Origin of the sequence: Paracoccus sp. S1E-3, from assembly GCF_013868135.1 — a bacterium.
GTDB lineage: Bacteria > Pseudomonadota > Alphaproteobacteria > Rhodobacterales > Rhodobacteraceae > Paracoccus.
Genome location: NZ_JACEMU010000015.1, coordinates 150,928 through 167,300 on the forward strand (window position 1 = coordinate 150,928; position 16,373 = coordinate 167,300).

A 16,373-nucleotide genomic window follows, 5' to 3' on the forward strand; every position below is an offset into this window, starting at 1 on the left:
GATTGCCAGCGCCGGGCCCTTGCGCTATCGGGGGGCAAATTCAGCGCAAGGGCCTTGGGGCCGAAGGGGATCGCGATGGTCGAGCGGGGCAAGGGGCTTTCCTATGCGGATGCAGGCGTCGATATCGACGCGGGCAACGAACTGGTCGAGCGGATCAAGCCTGCGGCCGCCGCCACCCGGCGGCCCGGCACCATGTCCGGGCTGGGCGGTTTCGGGGCGCTGTTCGATGTGAAGGCCGCAGGCTATAGCGACCCGATCCTGGTTGCCGCGACCGATGGCGTCGGCACCAAGCTGCGGATCGGGATTGATACCGGCGAACTCGACGGGCTGGGCATCGACCTTGTGGCGATGTGCGTCAACGATCTGGTCTGCCAAGGCGCCGAGCCGCTGTTTTTCCTGGATTATTTCGCCACTGGCAAGCTGTCCGTGGACGAAGGCGCCCGCGTCATCAACGGCATCGCCGAAGGCTGCCGCCGGTCCGGCTGCGCGCTGATCGGGGGCGAGACGGCGGAAATGCCGGGCATGTATCACGATGGCGACTTCGATCTGGCGGGCTTTGCGGTTGGCGCGATGGAACGCGGCTCTGACCTGCCGAAGGGCGTGAAGGATGGGGATGTGCTGCTGGGGCTGACCTCGGACGGGGTGCATTCCAACGGCTTCTCGCTGGTCCGCCGCGTGGCCGAGGCCGCCGGTCTGGGCTGGCAGGATGCCGCCCCCTTCGCGGATGGCACTTTGGGGCAGGCGCTGCTGGTACCGACGCGGCTGTATGTGCAGCCCGCGCTGGCGGCGATCCGGGCGGGCGGCGTCCACGGCCTTGCCCATATCACCGGCGGCGGGCTGACCGAAAACCTGCCGCGTATCCTGCCTGAAGGGCTTGGCGCGGAAATCGACCTTGGTGCATGGGTGCTGCCGCCGGTGTTCACATGGCTGGCCGAAGCAGGCGGCGTCACCGCGCCCGAGATGCTGAAGACCTTCAACTGCGGCATCGGCATGGTGCTGGTGGTGGATGCGGCCCGCGCCGGAGACCTGTCCGGGTTGCTGGGCCAGATGGGCGAAACCGTGGTGCCGCTGGGCGATGTGGTGCCGGGGCAGGGGGTCCGGTACAGCGGCACGCTGGCGTGAAACGCGCGGCCATTCTGATTTCGGGGGGCGGATCGAACATGGTCCGACTGATCGAAAGCATGGTCGGCGACCACCCGGCACGCGCCGTGCTGGTGGGGTCGAATGACCCCAATGCGGGCGGGCTGGCCAAGGCCGCCGCGATGGGCGTGGGCACCTTCGCCGTCGATCACCGCCCCTTCGGCCGCGATCGCGCGGGTTTTGAGGCCGAACTGATCCGCCATCTGGACGCGGCCCAGCCCGATCTTCTGGTGCTCGCGGGGTTCATGCGCATCCTGACCCCCGATTTCGTGCGCCATTTTGAAGGGCGCATGCTGAACATCCACCCCTCGCTGCTGCCGAAATATCCGGGCCTGCACACCCATGCCCGCGCGATCGAGGCGGGCGATCTGGAAGCGGGCTGCACCGTCCATGAGGTCACCGCCGATCTGGATGCCGGGCCGATCCTCGGGCAGGCGCGGGTGCCGGTATTGGCCGGGGATACGCCCGACGATCTGGCCGCGCGGGTGCTGGTGCAGGAGCATCGGCTGTATCCGGCGGTTCTGCGCCGCTTTGCCGCGGGCGACCGGACGCGGCTGGACCTCTGACCCCCCGTTGAACCTCGCCTCGTTTTCCGGCAGGCTCTGCTGATCCAGCCGAGGATGCCAGATGACCACCCCTCCCGCAGTTGGCCTTTTCGTGACCTGCCTGGTCGACGCCATGCGCCCGCAGATCGGTTTTGCGACCCTGAAACTGCTGGAGCAGGCGGGCTGCAGGGTCGATGTTCCCCGCGCCCAGACCTGCTGCGGCCAGCCCGCCGGCAACAGCGGCGACCGGAAAGCCGCGGCGGCGCTGGCGAAGCAGGTGATCGCGGCCTTCGAGAAGTTCGACTATCTGGTCGCGCCCTCTGGGTCCTGCGTGGGGCAGATCCGGTCCTATCCCGCACTGATGGACAATCCGGGGTGGCGCAGGCGGGCCGAGGATCTGGCGGCGAAATCCTTTGAAATCCTGAGCTTTCTGCACGATGTGATGGGCTGGCGGCCGAACGGCGTGCGGCTGGATGCCACCGCCACCTATCACGACAGCTGCTCTGGCCTGCGCGAACTGGGGGTCGAGGCGCAGCCCCGCGCGCTGCTGGAAAGCGTCGAGGGGCTGGAGATGCGGCCTTTGAACGGGGCCAATGTCTGCTGCGGTTTCGGGGGCACCTTCTGCGTGAAATATCCCGAGATATCGACCGCCATCGTGTCGGAAAAATCCGCCAATATCGCCGCGACCGGGGCCGATCTGCTGCTGGCGGGCGATCTGGGCTGCCTGATGAACATGGCCGGGCGCCTGCATCGCGAAGGGGCCGCCACCCGCTGCTTCCACACCGCCGAAGTGCTGGCCGGCATGGCGGATGGCCCCGCAATCGGCGAGGACACGTGATGGCCGATGCCGCCTTCAAGCAGCGCGCGCATGATGCGCTGGCGGATACGAACCTGAAGACCGCCATAGACCGCACCACCGGCACCGCCGAGACCAAGCGCGCCATCGCGGTCGAGGCTTTCCCCGAATTTCAGGCGGCGCGCAGCCGTGCGGCGGCGATCAAGGATCACGTGATTGCCAATCTCGATCACTATCTGATTGAATTTGAACGCAATGCCACGGCCTCCGGCGCGCAGGTCCATTGGGCGCGGGACGCGGCCGAGGCGGCGGCCATCGTCACGAAAATCTGCACCGATGCGGATGCGAAGATCGTGACCCGCGCCAAATCCATGCTGGGCGAGGAGATCGGCCTGCCTCATGCGCTGGAGGAGGCCGGGATCGAGCGGGTCGAAACCGATCTGGCCGAGCATATCATCCAACTCGCGCAGGAACGGCCCAGCCACATCATCTGGCCCGCCATGCACCGCACCCGCGAGGATGTCGCCACCCTGTTCTTCAAGGACCATCACCCGCCGCCGGAGGCGGATGATCCGGCCGCGATGGTGGCCTCGGCCCGGCGGGTATTGCGCGCGAAATTCATGGCCGCCGATGTGGGGATCTCGGGGGCGAATTTTCTGGTCGCCGATACCGGCGCCACCTGCACCGTCACCAACGAGGGCAATGCCGAACTGTCGACCACGCCGCCCCGCATCCATATCGTCACGGCGGGGATCGAGAAAATCGTGCCCTCGACCGATCACGCCATGGCGCTGCTGCGGGTGCTGGTGCGTTCCGCGACGGGGGGCGAGATCACCCAATACACCACTTTCCATTGCGGCCCGAAACGTCCCGGCGATGCCGACGGTCCCGAGGAAATGCATATCGTGCTGGTCGATAACGGCCGCACGCGCATGATCGGCGACGAGTTCCGGCAGATGCTGCGCTGCATCCGCTGCGGCGCCTGCATGAACCATTGCGTCGTCTATCGGCAGATTGGCGGTCACGCTTATGGCGGCACCTATCCGGGCCCGATGGGCGCGGTGCTGACGCCGGTGCTGGACGGGCTGGCGCAAAGCCGCGATCTGCCCCATGCCTGCACCATGAATGGCCGCTGCGAGGAGGTCTGCCCGGTCCGCATCCCGCTGAAAACCCTTCTGAAAGCCTGGCGCGTGCGGACATGGGACGAGGGCCTGGTCGAAAAGCCGCTGCGTTACGGCCTCGGGCTGTGGGGCTTCGCGGCGCGCCGGCCCTGGCTTTACCATCTCGGCGCCCGCATGGCGCTGCCGGTGATGCGGCTGTTCGGGCGCGGCTGGATCCGCAGGTTGCCGCTGGCGGGCGGCTGGACCGACAGCCGCGATCTGCCCGCGCCCGCTGCGCGCAGCTTCATGGACCAGTATCGCCGCCAGCAGAAGGACGCCCGGAAATGAGCGCGCGTGACGACATCCTCGCCGCGATCCGCACCGGCCTGACCCATGGGCGCGACGGTGCGCTGCCGAGGCAGACGCCCGCGCAGATTGCCGCCGAAGCCGCTGCCCTGCTGGCCGACCCGGATGAAATCCGCCCCGCGCTGTCCGGCCCCGATCCGGTTGCCGCCTTCATCGCCAAATGCGCCAACCCCGCGCTGGGGGTGACACTGGAACGGCTGGCGGGGTGGGAGGCGCTGCCGCAGGCGGTCGCGGCCTATCTGACGCGTCACGATCTCGGCCCCCGGATCGCTGTCAGCGGCGATGCGCGACTGGACAGGTTGGCGCAGCTGCCCCTTGAAACGCATCGCGACACCGCCCCTGACGAGGCCGCTGCCATCAGCGTGGCACTGTGGGGGATCGCGGAAACCGGATCGGTGGTGATTCATTCGGCGCCCGATCAGCCGATCCTCAACGCCATGCTGCCACGGCACTGGCTGGTGGTGCTGGACGAAACCCGCATCCTGCCTTTTCTGGATGATTATGCCGCCCCAGCCGCGCCCGCGCCGCGCAATGCCGTGCTGATTACCGGATCATCGGGCACGACCGATATCGAGGGCTATTTCGTGCGCGGCGCCCATGGCCCCGGATTCGTTCATGTTCTTCTGATTAGTCGTTGATTTTTATCAGTCGCGGCGCGAATCCGCCCTGTCACGCAGGTGTCGCATAACTGTCTTGCAGCGGTGATACGTGCCCTTTACTCATCAACGCGAAGACGTCGTCTGATGCGATCGAAACAGGCGGCGAAGGCATTCAGGAAAGGCTACTCATGCGTATTGCGGTTCTCGGTGGTGACGGGTTCGTCGGCTGGCCGACCTCGCTTCATCTGTCCAATCTGGGGCATGAGGTGCATATCATCGACAACCTCTCGCGCCGCTGGATCGATACCGAGCTGGGCGTGCAGTCGCTGACCCCGATGGATTCGATTCAGGAACGCTGCCGGATCTGGAAGCAGGAAACCGGGCGCCAGATCCATTTCCACCTGCTGAACCTCGCCAAGGAGTTCGAGCGCCTGAAGCAGTGGCTGGCCGAACACAAGCCCGATGCAGTGATCCATTTCGCCGAACAGCGCGCCGCGCCCTATTCGATGAAATCGGACCGCCACAAGGTCTATACCGTCGACAACAACGTCAACGCGACCCACAACCTGCTGGCGGCGCTGGTGGAAACCGGCATCGATGCGCATCTGGTCCATCTCGGCACCATGGGTGTCTACGGCTATTCATCGGTCGGTGCGCCGATCCCCGAAGGCTATCTGGACATCGAGATCGACACCCCCACGGGAAAGAAGGGCCAGCAGATCCTGTATCCGACGCGGCCCGGTTCGGTCTATCACATGACCAAGAGCCTCGATCAGATCATGTTCCAGTTCTTTGCCCAGAATGACGGGCTGCGGATCACCGATCTGCATCAGGGCATCGTCTGGGGCACCCATACCGACCAGACCCGCCGGCACGAGCAACTGATAAACCGTTTCGACTATGACGGCGATTACGGCACGGTGCTGAACCGTTTCCTCATTCAGGCGGCGATCGGCTATCCGCTGACGGTGCACGGCTCGGGCGGGCAGACCCGCGCCTTCATCCATATTCAGGACTGCGTGCGCTGCGTCGAACTGGCGCTGTCGGATGCGCCTGCCGCGGGCGAACGGGTGAAGATTTTCAACCAGATGACCGAGACACACCGCGTCCGCGATCTGGCGGACCTGGTGGCGCGGATGACCGGCGCCAAGGTGATGAACCTGCCCAACCCCCGCAAGGAGGCCGATGAAAACGAGTTGATCGTGAAGAACGACCAGTTCCTGGCGCTGGGTCTGAACCCGATCACGCTGGAAGACGGCCTGCTGACCGAAGTGGTGGAGGTGGCCAGGCGCTATGCCCATCGCATCGACCGCACAAGGGTGCCGGCGGTTTCCGCTTGGACCAAGGAGATCGCGACCAAGGTCGATCACGACCCGGAATCGCATCTGGGCGACGCCCATGCGGCGACAGAGGCGCCTCAACCCCGCTCGCGCGGCGGTCTGGGGCGATAGGCGGGCAGGGACCAGCCCCGGATCATTGCCCCGGCGCGCAGGATGAAGGTCGCCGCCCCGCAGCCGATCAGCGCCATCGGCCGGGGCAGCCCCAGCCAGACCAGCAGCACCCCGGCAAGCGCCCCTCCGAAGGCCGCGGTCAGATACAGTTCTGATCCTTTCAGGATCAGCGGCACCTCGTTGCCGACCACGTCGCGGATCAGGCCGCCCATGCAGCCGGTGATGACGCCCGCGATCACCACGATGACCGGCCCGTAACCCGTCGCCAGCGCCACGCCGACCCCGGCGGGCACGGCCACGCCAAGCGCGATGGCGTCCAGCCATAACAGCCAGCGATAGCGGCTTTCGAGGAAGGGCGCCGTCCAATAGACAAAAAAGGCCGCCGCCGCGGCGGTGACGACCAGCCCCGGCCGTTCGACCCAGAAGACCGGATCGCGGCCCAGCACCAGGTCCCGCACCGTCCCGCCGCCAACGGCCGTCAGGGCGGCCATGAAGATGAAGCCGGTGATATCCAGCTGTTGCCGGCTGGCCACCAGCGCCCCGGTCAGCGCGAAAACCAGCACCGAGCCGTAATCGAGCGCCCAGATATACCCTGCCAGCGTGGAGACGATATCGGGGTTCATCAACGGCCTCCTGATCGCGGATCTGGATCCGGGCTTGCCAGATTTTGCCCGCACGGGAAAGGGGCAGCGGGGCGGACATGCCTGCGGTCCGCGCCGTCCTGCGCGTCAGGCCGAGGGCACCGGTTCCAGCATGGTCGCGAGCAGGGCGCGCAGTTCGGGTTTGCAGGATCCGCAACTGCTGCCCGCGCCCAGTTCGCGCCCGAGACTGCCGAGATCGCCGCAACGGCCGTCGCGGATCGCGTCGCGGATGGTGTTACGCCCGACACCGAGGCACGCGCAGACCGTGGGTCCGGGATCGGCGCGACCAACCGGCGGCTGGCCGGTCAGGATCGCGGGCGCGGGCTGGCCGATCATGTCGCAGACGGTCTTGCGCGACAACGCCACCGGCTGTGCGGCACAGAACAGCGCCGCCATCAGGATGCCCCCCTCGGACAGGGAAAGCCGCATCAGGCCGCGCGCGCGGTCGGTCAGAACGGCGGCCTCGGCACCCGGCAGGCCGAACAGGGTGCGGGCATAGTCCTCCCAGTCCGATGGGGGTGCGGTGCCTGCCAGTTCGGCGCGCAGACCGCCCGCGAAACGGGCGGTGGCCCAATAGTCGCAGGCGGGGGTGAAGGGCCGGGCGCTGGCGGCAAAACCAAACCAGGCGGCGCGAAACGGGCTTAGCGTCACCGACGCCTCCTTCAGCGCCGGTTGCCCCGAAACCGGATCGGGGGCGCCCGGCACCAGCGCGCCCACGCGGCCAGACGGCGCATTCGCCTCGGTCCAGTGGATCGGCGCGAAGACCTGTCCGGGCGCGGTGCGGTCGGTGACGAGAACCCGGAGAATGGCCCGGCCATGGCGGTTTTCCACCGCTGCGAGGCCGGCAGGCGCCAACCCCAGCCGGGCGGCATCCTTGGGGTGAACCTCGACGAAGGGCTCGGCGATATGGGCGTTCAGGCGGGGCGCGCGGCCGGTGCGGGTCATGCTGTGCCATTGGTCGCGGATGCGGCCGGTGTTCAGCCGCATCTGCGGCGTCGCCGCGCGCGGTGTCACTGCGATCATCCGCCCGCGCCCATCCTGGGTGTGGAACAGGCCATCCCCGAAGAAACGCCCATCGGGCCGATTGCCCCAGAGCGCAGGCACATCGCCAGACAGGCCCGAGATGTCGAAATCCGCCCCCAGCGTCCCGGCCACGCCCGACAGGGCCTTGAACTCGGCAAAGACGGCGTCGGCGTCGGCCCAGTCGAAGCCGGCAAACCCCATCCGCTGCGCAACGCCCGCGATGGCCTGCCAGTCGGCGCGGGCCAGCCCCAGCGGGGGCAGAAAGGCCCGCTGCGGGCTGATGCGGCGCTCGGAATTGGTGACATGGCCGCTGCGTTCCCCCCAGGGCGCGGCGGGCAGGACCACATCGGCGCGCCGGGTGGTGCCGGTGCTGACCATATCCGATGCGACGAGGAAATCGCAGCTTTCCAGCGCGCGGGCGACGCGGTCGGCTTCGGGCATGGAGATGGTGGGGTTGGTGCCCATGACCCACAGCGCCTTGATGCGCCCGTCTTCGATGGCCTCGAAGATCTCGACCGCTTTCAGGCCGGGCCGGCTGGCGATGCGGGGGCTGTTCCAGAAGCTCTGGACAGCGGAGCGGTGCGCGGGATCGTCCAGCGACAGGTGGCAGGTCAGAGTATTGGCCAGGCCCCCGACTTCGCGTCCGCCCATGGCGTTGGGCTGGCCGGTGACGGAAAACGGCCCCATGCCGGGGCGCCCGATGCGGCCGGTGGCGAGGTGGCAGTTCAGGATCGCATTCACCTTGTCGGTGCCGCTGTCGGACTGGTTGATGCCCTGCGAATACGCCGTGACCACGCGTTCGGTGCTGCACCACATCTCGATGAAGGCGGTCAGGTCGGTGCCGCAATCGCGGCTGCCCGCGCGGGCCGCCGCCAGAGCCTCGTCGTAGCCGGCGACTCGGTTCCGCCACTGCCCGAGGCCGCGCGCGTCGATCTCGACCAGCAGCGCGTTCCACAGGGCCGCATCGCTGCCGGGGGTGATGGGCAGGTGCAGGTCGGCGATGTCGCAGGTCGCGGTGCGGCGCGGGTCGATGACCACGACACGCAGCGCCGGCCGTGCCTCCTTGGCGGCCAGCAGGCGTTGATACAGGACCGGATGGCACCAGCCGAGATTGGAGCCGACCAGCACCACCAGATCGGCCAGCTCGAAATCCTCATAAAGGCCGGGAACGGTGTCCGAGCCGAAGGCCCGGATATGACCCGCCACCGACGATGCCATGCAAAGCCTTGAATTTGTGTCGATATTGGCGCTGCCGACAAAGCCCTTCATCAGCTTGTTCGCGGCATAATAGTCTTCCGTCAGCATCTGCCCCGATCCGTAGAACGCGACCGAATCCGGGCCGTATTCGGCGATGGTGCGGGTGAATCGCCGGGCGATCAGATCCAGCGCGCGATCCCAGCCTGAGGTCCTGCCGCCGATCAACGGCGTCAGCAAGCGCCCCTCGGTGCCCAGAGTTTCGGCAAGCGCGCTGCCCTTGGAGCAGAGCCGCCCGAAATTCGCCGGGTGATCGGGATCGCCGGCGACCGTCACGCCTTCCGGGCCGGGGGTGACCAGAATCCCGCAGCCGACGCCACAATAGGGGCAGGTCGTGCGGATCGGCTGAGAGGTGGTGTCCTTCATCGCAGGCTATCCCGCTGGAACGGGCGCGGGGCGGCGGTTGATGATCGCCGAGCCGACCAGAACGCGGCCGTTCTCGATACGGGCCGGATAGGTGGCCACCGTGCCCGCGTCCGCGCCCTGCGCGCGGCCGGTGTTCAGATCGAAGACCCAAGCGTGCAGCGGGCAGGCGACGGTATGGCCGGCGACGATGCCCTCCGACAGCGGGCCGCCCTTGTGGGGGCAGCGGTCATCCAGCGCGAAGACCCGATCGTCATGGGTGCGGAACAGCGCCACGCAGCCGGTGCGGGCGCGGATCAGCCGTGCGCCCTGGACGGGGATGTCGACAAGTGCGGCGATGTCGATCCAGTTGGTCATTCTGCGGCCTCCAGCTGCATATCGGCGAGGGGGGCGAATTCGTCCCGCGCACCGGGTTTGGCGTGTTCCGCCCAAGGGTCCTTGCGATAGACGGATTGGCTGAGATCGAACCGGTCGGACAGCGCGCGGCGGTTTTCCAGATCGTCGACCACCTGCGCCTTGACCCAGTCCAGCCCGACCTTCGCCACCCATTTATAGGCGCGGTCGAGATAACGGGCGTTTTCGCGGTAGGCCTGGGTGAAGGCGGCGATTAGCTCGACCGCTTCGTCTTCGGTGGCGACGGTGGCCAGCAATTCGGTCTCCCTCACCTCCATCCCCGCCGCGCCGGCGACGCTGATCTGGAACCCGCTGTCGACGCAGACGACGCCGATATCCTTGCAGGTCGCCTCGGCGCAGTTGCGCGGACAGCCGGACACACCCAGCTTGACCTTATGCGGCGTCCATGACCCCCACATCAGCTTCTCCAGCCGCACCCCGAGGCCGGTGGAATCCTGTGTGCCGAAGCGGCAGAATTCCTTGCCGACGCAGGTTTTCACCGTGCGCAGCCCCTTGGAATAGGCATGGCCCGACACCATGCCGGCAGCGTTCAGATCGGCCCAGATCGCGGGCAGGTCTTCCTTGCGCACGCCCAGCAGGTCGATGCGCTGCCCGCCGGTGACCTTGACCATGGGGACGTCGTATTTCTCGGCCGCGTCGGCGATGGCGCGCAGTTCGGCGGGCGTGGTGACGCCGCCCCACATGCGCGGCACCACCGAATAGCTGCCGTCCTTCTGGATATTGGCGTGGTTCCTTTCGTTGACAAACCGCGCCTGCCGGTCGTCGCGGTAATCCAGCGGCCAGTCGGACAGCAGGTAATAGTTCAGCGCCGGGCGGCATTTCGCGCAGCCATCGGGCGTGGTCCAGCCGCATTCCTGCATCACCGCGGGCATGGATTTCAGCCCGCGCGATTTGATGAGGCGGCGCACATCTTCGTGGCTGAGATCGGTGCATCCGCACATGCCCGCCGGGGCCTCGGCAGGGGCTTCGCCGAGGGTCAGCGCCATGACCTGCTGCACAAGTCCCGTGCAGGTGCCGCAGGAATTGCTGGCCTTGGTGGTGGCGCGGATCTTGTCCAGCGTATCGGCGCCGCCGGCCACGGCCTCCATGATGCGGCCCTTGCAGACGCCGTTGCAGCCGCAGATCTCTGCGTCAGGCGGCAATGCTGCAACGGCCGCCATAGGGTCCACGGTGGCGCCGCCCTGAAAGGCCGGCCCGAAGATCAGCGTCTCGCGCATCTCGCTGATGTCGGTTCGGTCCTTGATGAGGCCGAAGAACCAGTTGCCGTCGGCGGTGTCGCCATACATGACCGCGCCGACCAGCCGGTCGCCTTCCAGCACCAGCCGCTTGTAGAGGCCGCGTCCGGGGTCGCGGAAAACGATATCCTCGCGCCCCGGTCCTTCGGCGAAATCGCCGGCGCTGAACAGGTCGCAGCCGGTCACTTTCAGCTTGGTCGCGGTCTGGACCGGCTGGAAGGCCGCGTCCGCGCCCATCAGCGTCGCGGCCAGAACCTTGGCCTGATCGTAAAGCGGCGCCACCAGCCCGAACAGCTGGCCGCGATGTTCGACGCATTCGCCAAGCGCGAAGATGGCCGGGTCGCTGGTCAGCATCCGGTCGTCGACGGTGATGCCGCGTTCTACCTCGATCCCGGCGTCATTGGCGAGGCGCGTTTCGGGGCGGATGCCGACCGCCATCACCACCAGATCGGCGCCATAGACGGTGCCGTCCTCCAGCAGCACGGCCTCGGCCCGCTTCTCGCCCAGAATGGCCTTGGTGGCGCCCTTGCAATGGACGGTGATGCCCCGCGCCTCCAGCGTTTTCTGCAGCAGATGCCCGGCCGAGGCGTCAAGCTGGCGCTCCATCAGATGGCCCATCAGGTGAATGACGGTGACTTTCATGCCGCGCATCTGAAGGCCGGCGGCGGCCTCGAGGCCCAGAAGGCCGCCGCCGATCACCACGGCCTCGGCGCCGGGCCTGGCGGCCGCGATCATGGTGTTGGTGTCGTCGAGATCGCGGTAGGCGACGACGCCGGGCAGGTCGCGCCCGGCGACCGGGATCATGAAGGGGGCGCTGCCGGTGGCGATGACCAGCCGGTCATAGGCCACTTCGCCCCGCTGGCCGACCACCACCTTGCGGGCGCGGTCGATGCCCACGACATGCTCGCCGAAACGGGTGGTGATGCCGCGTTTCGCATACCAGGCATCGTCATGGGTGACGATTTCCTCGTAGGTCTTTTCGCCCGACAGCACCGGCGACAGCATGATGCGGTTGTAATTGCCGCGCGGCTCGGCGTTGAACAGGGTGATCTGGTAAGGGGCGCCGGCCTCGGTCAGATGCTCCAGCATCCGGCCCGAGGCCATGCCGGCCCCGATGACGACCAGTTTTTCCATCATGCGGCCTCCTTCTTCCGGCCATGTTCATAGGCTTCGAGGAAACCGATGATCTCCTCGCGGTAGCGGTAGTAATCGGGGTGCGACAGCAGCGCCTTGCGCGCGCGCGGGCGGGGCAGGTTCACCTCGGTGATCCTGCCGATGGTGGCCTGCGGGCCGTTGGTCATCATCACCACCCGGTCGGCCAGCAGGATCGCCTCGTCCACGTCATGGGTGACGCAGACGGCGGTGACCTTGGTGCGGTCCCAGACCTCCATCAGCACCTCCTGCAATTCCCAGCGGGTCAGGCTGTCGAGCATTCCGAAAGGCTCATCCAGCAGCAGCAGTTTCGGCGACAGCGCGAAGGCGCGCGCGATGCCGACGCGCTGGCGCATGCCGTTCGACATCTCGGCGGCCGGCTTGTTCATGGCATCGCCCAGCCCGACGCGTTCCAGATAATATTCCACCACTTCCTGCCGCTCGGGGCGCGAGGCAGTCGGATAGACCCGGTCGACGCCGATGGCGACGTTTTCGCGTGCCGTCAGCCATGGGAACAGGTTGGGCGACTGGAAGACCACGGCGCGTTCGGGATCGGCGCCCTCGACATGGCTGCCATCGAGGATGATCGCCCCCTTGCTGATCGGGTTCAGCCCCGCCGCCATGGTCAGGACGGTGGATTTCCCGCAGCCGGAATGGCCGATCAGGCTGACGAACTCGCCCTTCTTCAGGGTCAGGTTCACGTCCTCCACCACCGTCAGCGGACCGTCCGGCGTGGGGTAGACCTTGTGGAGTTTCGAGAACTGCAGATAGCGCTCATCGGCTCGCGCGACGGCGGCCCTGGCATAGGCGCGGGGCAGCGCGTGCAAGGGCGTGACATTGGGCAGGCTGCGGCGCTGTTCGGGCGTGGCCTGTGCGCCGGCAGCGATCAGGTGGCCGGTGATCCGCGCCCGCAGCGCCTTGAAACCCGCATCGTGGTTCATCGCCGCGCGGTCGCGGGGGCGGGGCAGGGCCACGCGGAACTCGGCGCCGATTGTGCCGTCGGGATCGAGGCACAGGATGCGGTCCGCCAGCACGATTGCCTCGTCGACATCATTGGTGATCAGCACCACGGTCTTGCGGTCGGTCTGCCAGATCGCCTCGATCTCATCGGCCAGATTGGCGCGGGTCAGCGCGTCGAGCGCCGAAAGCGGCTCGTCCAGCAGCAGGATCTCGGGATCCATCGCCAGAGCGCGGGCGATGCCGACGCGCTGGCGCATCCCGCCCGAAAGTTCTGCCGGCCGGCGGCCTGCGGCATGGGTCAGCCCGACCATGGCGATATATTTGGCGACGCGTGCGGCAACCTCGGCGCGCGGCAGCTTCGGCCAGGCGGCGCGTATGGCGAGGGCGATATTCTCGGCCACCGTCAGCCAGGGCATCAGCGAATAGCTTTGAAAGACGACGCCGCGTTCCGGCCCCGGCCCGGTGACAGGCTTGCCGCGGAAGGTGACCGCGCCTTCGGTCGGCATCTCCAGCCCCGCCATCAGGCCGATCAGCGTGGTCTTGCCGGTGCCGGAGAAACCGAGGATGGCCACGAATTCGCCCTCCTCGACGGTCAGGTCGATGCCGCGCAGGACGGTCTGGTCGCCGAAATCCTTGCGCAGCCCGGTCAGTTGCAGGATCGTCATGGCTTACCTCTTGTCCGAGAAGGTGATCATCTGCTGGATTGCGAACATCATCCGGTCCAGAAGGAAGCCGATGATGCCGATGGTCAGCACCGCGACCATGATCCGGGCGAGGCTGTCCGAGGACCCGTTCTGGAACTCGTCCCAGACGAATTTGCCGAGGCCGGGATTCTGGGCCAGCATCTCGGCCGCGATCAGCACCATCCAGCCCACGCCCAGCGACAGCCGGAGTCCGGTGAAGATCAAGGGCAGCGCCGAGGGCAGCACCAGCCGGCGCACCTTGGTCAGCGGCGACAGTTTCAGGACACGCCCGACATTGACCAGATCGCGGTCGATGGACGCCACGCCGAGCGAGGTGTTGATGAGCGTCGGCCACAGCGAACACAGCGTCACCGTGATGGCCGAGATGATGAAGCTGCGCGGGACGCCGCCATCGCCCGATGCGAGGGCCGAGACCACCATGGTCACGATGGGCAGCCAAGCCAGGGGACTGACCGGCTTGAAGATCTGCACCAGCGGATTGATGGCGGCATTGATGGTGGGCGACAGCCCCGCCGCAATTCCCAGGGGCACCGCGATCAGCGTGCCGATCAGGAAGCCCGCGAAGACGGTTTTGATCGAGGTCCAGATCTGGCTGTAGAAGGTCGGCCGTCCGGTATAGGCGCGATGGGCGACCTGATCGGATTTGTCCTCGGCCACCAGCGCGGCGTTGCGGGCGTCCTGCCGTTGATAGAAGGCATCGCGCCGGTCGCGCTCACGCGCGGCATCGGCGTTCAGGGCGCGGGCCTGCTGCCAGACCTGCGCCGGGCCGGGGATCGATCCCAGCGAGGTCTGCACCTTCGGCGCGAGGCTCGCCCAGAGCGCGAGAAAGCACAGGATCGACAGGACCGGCACGAACAGCGTGCGCCACAGGATCTTCATCTGCCCGCGCGTGTCATCGCCGGCAAGCGCGCGCAGCAGCGGTGCCATGAAGGGCAGACCAAGGATGCGGAACCAGCCTTCCGCTTTGGAAATGCGGGCCAGACGGCGGCTGCGCTTTTCATCGGCGGTGCACAATTGGGTGGGGTCTATTGCGGTCATGATGTCCTCTCTCAGCCCTGCACGCCGGCGGCGGTGACGGTCTGGTCATCCTTCAGCCCGATGGGCAGGCTTTGCAGATAGGCGTTGGGGGTGCGACTGTCGTAAGGAATGCCGTCGATGAAGGCATCGGTGGCCGGTTTGAAGCCGTCGCTTTGCCAGGGAAAATCGGCCTCATCGGCGTTTCCGTCCTCGACCAGCAGCCGGGCGGCCTGCAGGTAGATCTCGGGTTTGTAGACGCTTCTGGCGGTGTCGAAAAACCAGTCGTCCGGCTTGGCCTCGGCGATCTGGCCCCAGCGGCGCATCTGGGTCAGCGTCCAGATGGCGTCGGAATAGAAGGGATAGGTGGCGTATTCGCGGAAGAAGATGTTGAAATCCGGCGCCGGGCGGAGATCGCCCTTCTCGAATTCGAAATGCCCGGTCATGGAATTGGCGATGACGGCGGCATCGGCGCCCACATATTCGGGGCGCGACAGGATCTCGGCGGCCTCGGCCCGGTTGGCGCCGCCATCGGCATCCAGCCACTCCGCCGCGCGGATCAGCGCCTTGGTCAGCGCCAGCACGGTCTGCGGATTTTCTTCGGCGAATTCGGCGGTCAGGCCGAAAACCTTTTCGGGGTTGTTCTTCCAAATTTCGTTATCGGTGATGACCGGAACGCCGATCCCCTTGAAGACCGCCTGCTGGTTCCACGGTTCGCCCACGGAATAGCCGTCGATGGTGCCCGCTTCCATCGTCGAAGGCATCTGCGGCGGCGGCGTGACCGAAATCAGCACCTCGGCCCCCGACTGTCCCATCGCGTCGCCGGGCGCATAGAAACCGGGATGGATGCCGCCTGCCGCCAGCCAATAACGCAGTTCGTAATTATGGGTCGAGACCGGGAAGACCATGCCCATTTCGAAAGCCTGCCCGGCCGCCGCCTGCGCCTCGATCGCCGGGCGCAGGGCGCTGGCGTTGATCGGATGGGCGGGCCGGCCGTCTGGGCCTGCAGGAATTTCGGGCCGCATCAATGCCCAGACATCGTTGCTGACGGTGATCGCATTGCCGTTCAGATCCATCGAGAAGGGGGTGACGATATGGGCCGCGGTGCCATAGCCGATGGTGGCGGCCAGAGGCTGCCCGGCCAGCATATGCGCCCCGTCCAACTCGCCCGAGATCACCCGGTCCAGCAGCACCTTCCAGTTCGCCTGCGGCTCCAGCGTGACGAACAGGCCCTCGTCCTCGAAGAACTGCTTTTCATAGGCGATGGCCAGCGGCGCCATATCGGTCAGCTTGATGAAGCCGAGGGTCAGATCCGGCTTTTCGATGGCCAGCATCCCGGCCCAAGCCGGTCCGGTCAGGGCGGTGCTGGTCATCAGAATCAGGGCGAAACGGGTCATGATCGGTCCTTGAGACGTGAAAAAGCCGCCGAAACACCCGCCGCTGAGTGGGGAGAGGGAGCGCGGCGGGGTTCGGCGGCTTTGCCGTGATGCCCGGTCTTTCGGGCGGGAGGAGGAGATGCGGAACGTCGTTGTTCCTGAGGTTCAGACTGCGCCCGCTTCGGGCCGCTGTCATGCCTTGCGGGCCAATTTCATGCCGCGATGCGGCATGATGCCCGA

At 66.9% G+C, this 16,373-nt stretch carries 13 protein-coding genes; 6 read left to right on the top strand and 7 right to left on the bottom strand.

Annotation, left to right across the window (positions count from 1 at the left end):
- Positions 1-75 precede the first annotated feature (75 nt).
- From purM to H1S04_RS14230, 6 genes are all read left to right on the top strand, one after another.
- On the top strand, positions 76-1,122 hold the full coding sequence (gene purM, locus H1S04_RS14205; protein WP_181746190.1) for a phosphoribosylformylglycinamidine cyclo-ligase: 1,047 nt from the start codon (positions 76-78) through the stop codon (positions 1,120-1,122).
- Complete coding sequence (gene purN / locus H1S04_RS14210) at positions 1,119-1,706, top strand: phosphoribosylglycinamide formyltransferase (protein WP_181746191.1); 588 nt, start codon at positions 1,119-1,121, stop codon at positions 1,704-1,706. Before purM ends, purN begins: the two co-directional genes overlap by 4 nt.
- Positions 1,707-1,767: 61 nt before the next feature.
- A complete protein-coding gene (locus H1S04_RS14215; RefSeq protein WP_181746192.1) occupies positions 1,768-2,523 on the top strand; it encodes a (Fe-S)-binding protein in 756 nt (251 codons plus the stop codon).
- Positions 2,523-3,929, top strand: a complete 1,407-nt coding sequence (locus H1S04_RS14220) for a lactate utilization protein B (RefSeq protein WP_181746193.1) — start codon at positions 2,523-2,525, stop codon at positions 3,927-3,929. The genes H1S04_RS14215 and H1S04_RS14220 overlap by 1 nt, the downstream gene beginning before the upstream one ends.
- Positions 3,926-4,585: an LUD domain-containing protein gene (locus tag H1S04_RS14225; protein WP_181746194.1), complete on the top strand. Its 660-nt coding sequence runs from the start codon at positions 3,926-3,928 to the stop codon at positions 4,583-4,585. The genes H1S04_RS14220 and H1S04_RS14225 overlap by 4 nt, the downstream gene beginning before the upstream one ends.
- A 149-nt stretch (positions 4,586-4,734) precedes the next feature.
- On the top strand, positions 4,735-5,997 hold the full coding sequence (locus tag H1S04_RS14230) for an NAD-dependent epimerase/dehydratase family protein (RefSeq protein WP_181746195.1): 1,263 nt from the start codon (positions 4,735-4,737) through the stop codon (positions 5,995-5,997).
- Here the strand turns inward: H1S04_RS14230 and H1S04_RS14235 are convergent.
- The 7 genes from H1S04_RS14235 to H1S04_RS14265 form a co-directional block, all read right to left on the bottom strand.
- Positions 5,964-6,620, bottom strand: coding sequence for a trimeric intracellular cation channel family protein (locus tag H1S04_RS14235; RefSeq protein ID WP_181746196.1), 657 nt, complete (start codon positions 6,618-6,620; stop codon positions 5,964-5,966). The genes H1S04_RS14230 and H1S04_RS14235 overlap by 34 nt on opposite strands.
- Before the next feature lie 105 nt (positions 6,621-6,725).
- A complete protein-coding gene (locus H1S04_RS14240; RefSeq protein WP_181746197.1) occupies positions 6,726-9,281 on the bottom strand; it encodes a nitrate reductase in 2,556 nt (851 codons plus the stop codon).
- Positions 9,282-9,287: 6 nt separating this feature from the next.
- Positions 9,288-9,635: a nitrite reductase small subunit NirD gene (nirD, locus tag H1S04_RS14245; protein WP_181746198.1), complete on the bottom strand. Its 348-nt coding sequence runs from the start codon at positions 9,633-9,635 to the stop codon at positions 9,288-9,290.
- On the bottom strand, positions 9,632-12,064 hold the full coding sequence (gene nirB, locus H1S04_RS14250) for a nitrite reductase large subunit NirB (protein ID WP_181746199.1): 2,433 nt from the start codon (positions 12,062-12,064) through the stop codon (positions 9,632-9,634). The genes nirD and nirB overlap by 4 nt, the downstream gene beginning before the upstream one ends.
- A complete protein-coding gene (locus tag H1S04_RS14255) occupies positions 12,061-13,704 on the bottom strand; it encodes an ABC transporter ATP-binding protein (RefSeq protein WP_181746200.1) in 1,644 nt (547 codons plus the stop codon). Before H1S04_RS14255 ends, nirB begins: the two co-directional genes overlap by 4 nt.
- Positions 13,705-13,707: 3 nt before the next feature.
- The gene (locus H1S04_RS14260; protein ID WP_181746201.1) at positions 13,708-14,781 is read right to left on the bottom strand and encodes an ABC transporter permease; all 1,074 of its coding nucleotides are present in this window, start codon (positions 14,779-14,781) and stop codon (positions 13,708-13,710) included.
- Between the two features lie 11 nt (positions 14,782-14,792).
- Positions 14,793-16,154, bottom strand: coding sequence for a CmpA/NrtA family ABC transporter substrate-binding protein (locus H1S04_RS14265; RefSeq protein WP_181746202.1), 1,362 nt, complete (start codon positions 16,152-16,154; stop codon positions 14,793-14,795).
- Positions 16,155-16,373 lie beyond the last annotated feature (219 nt).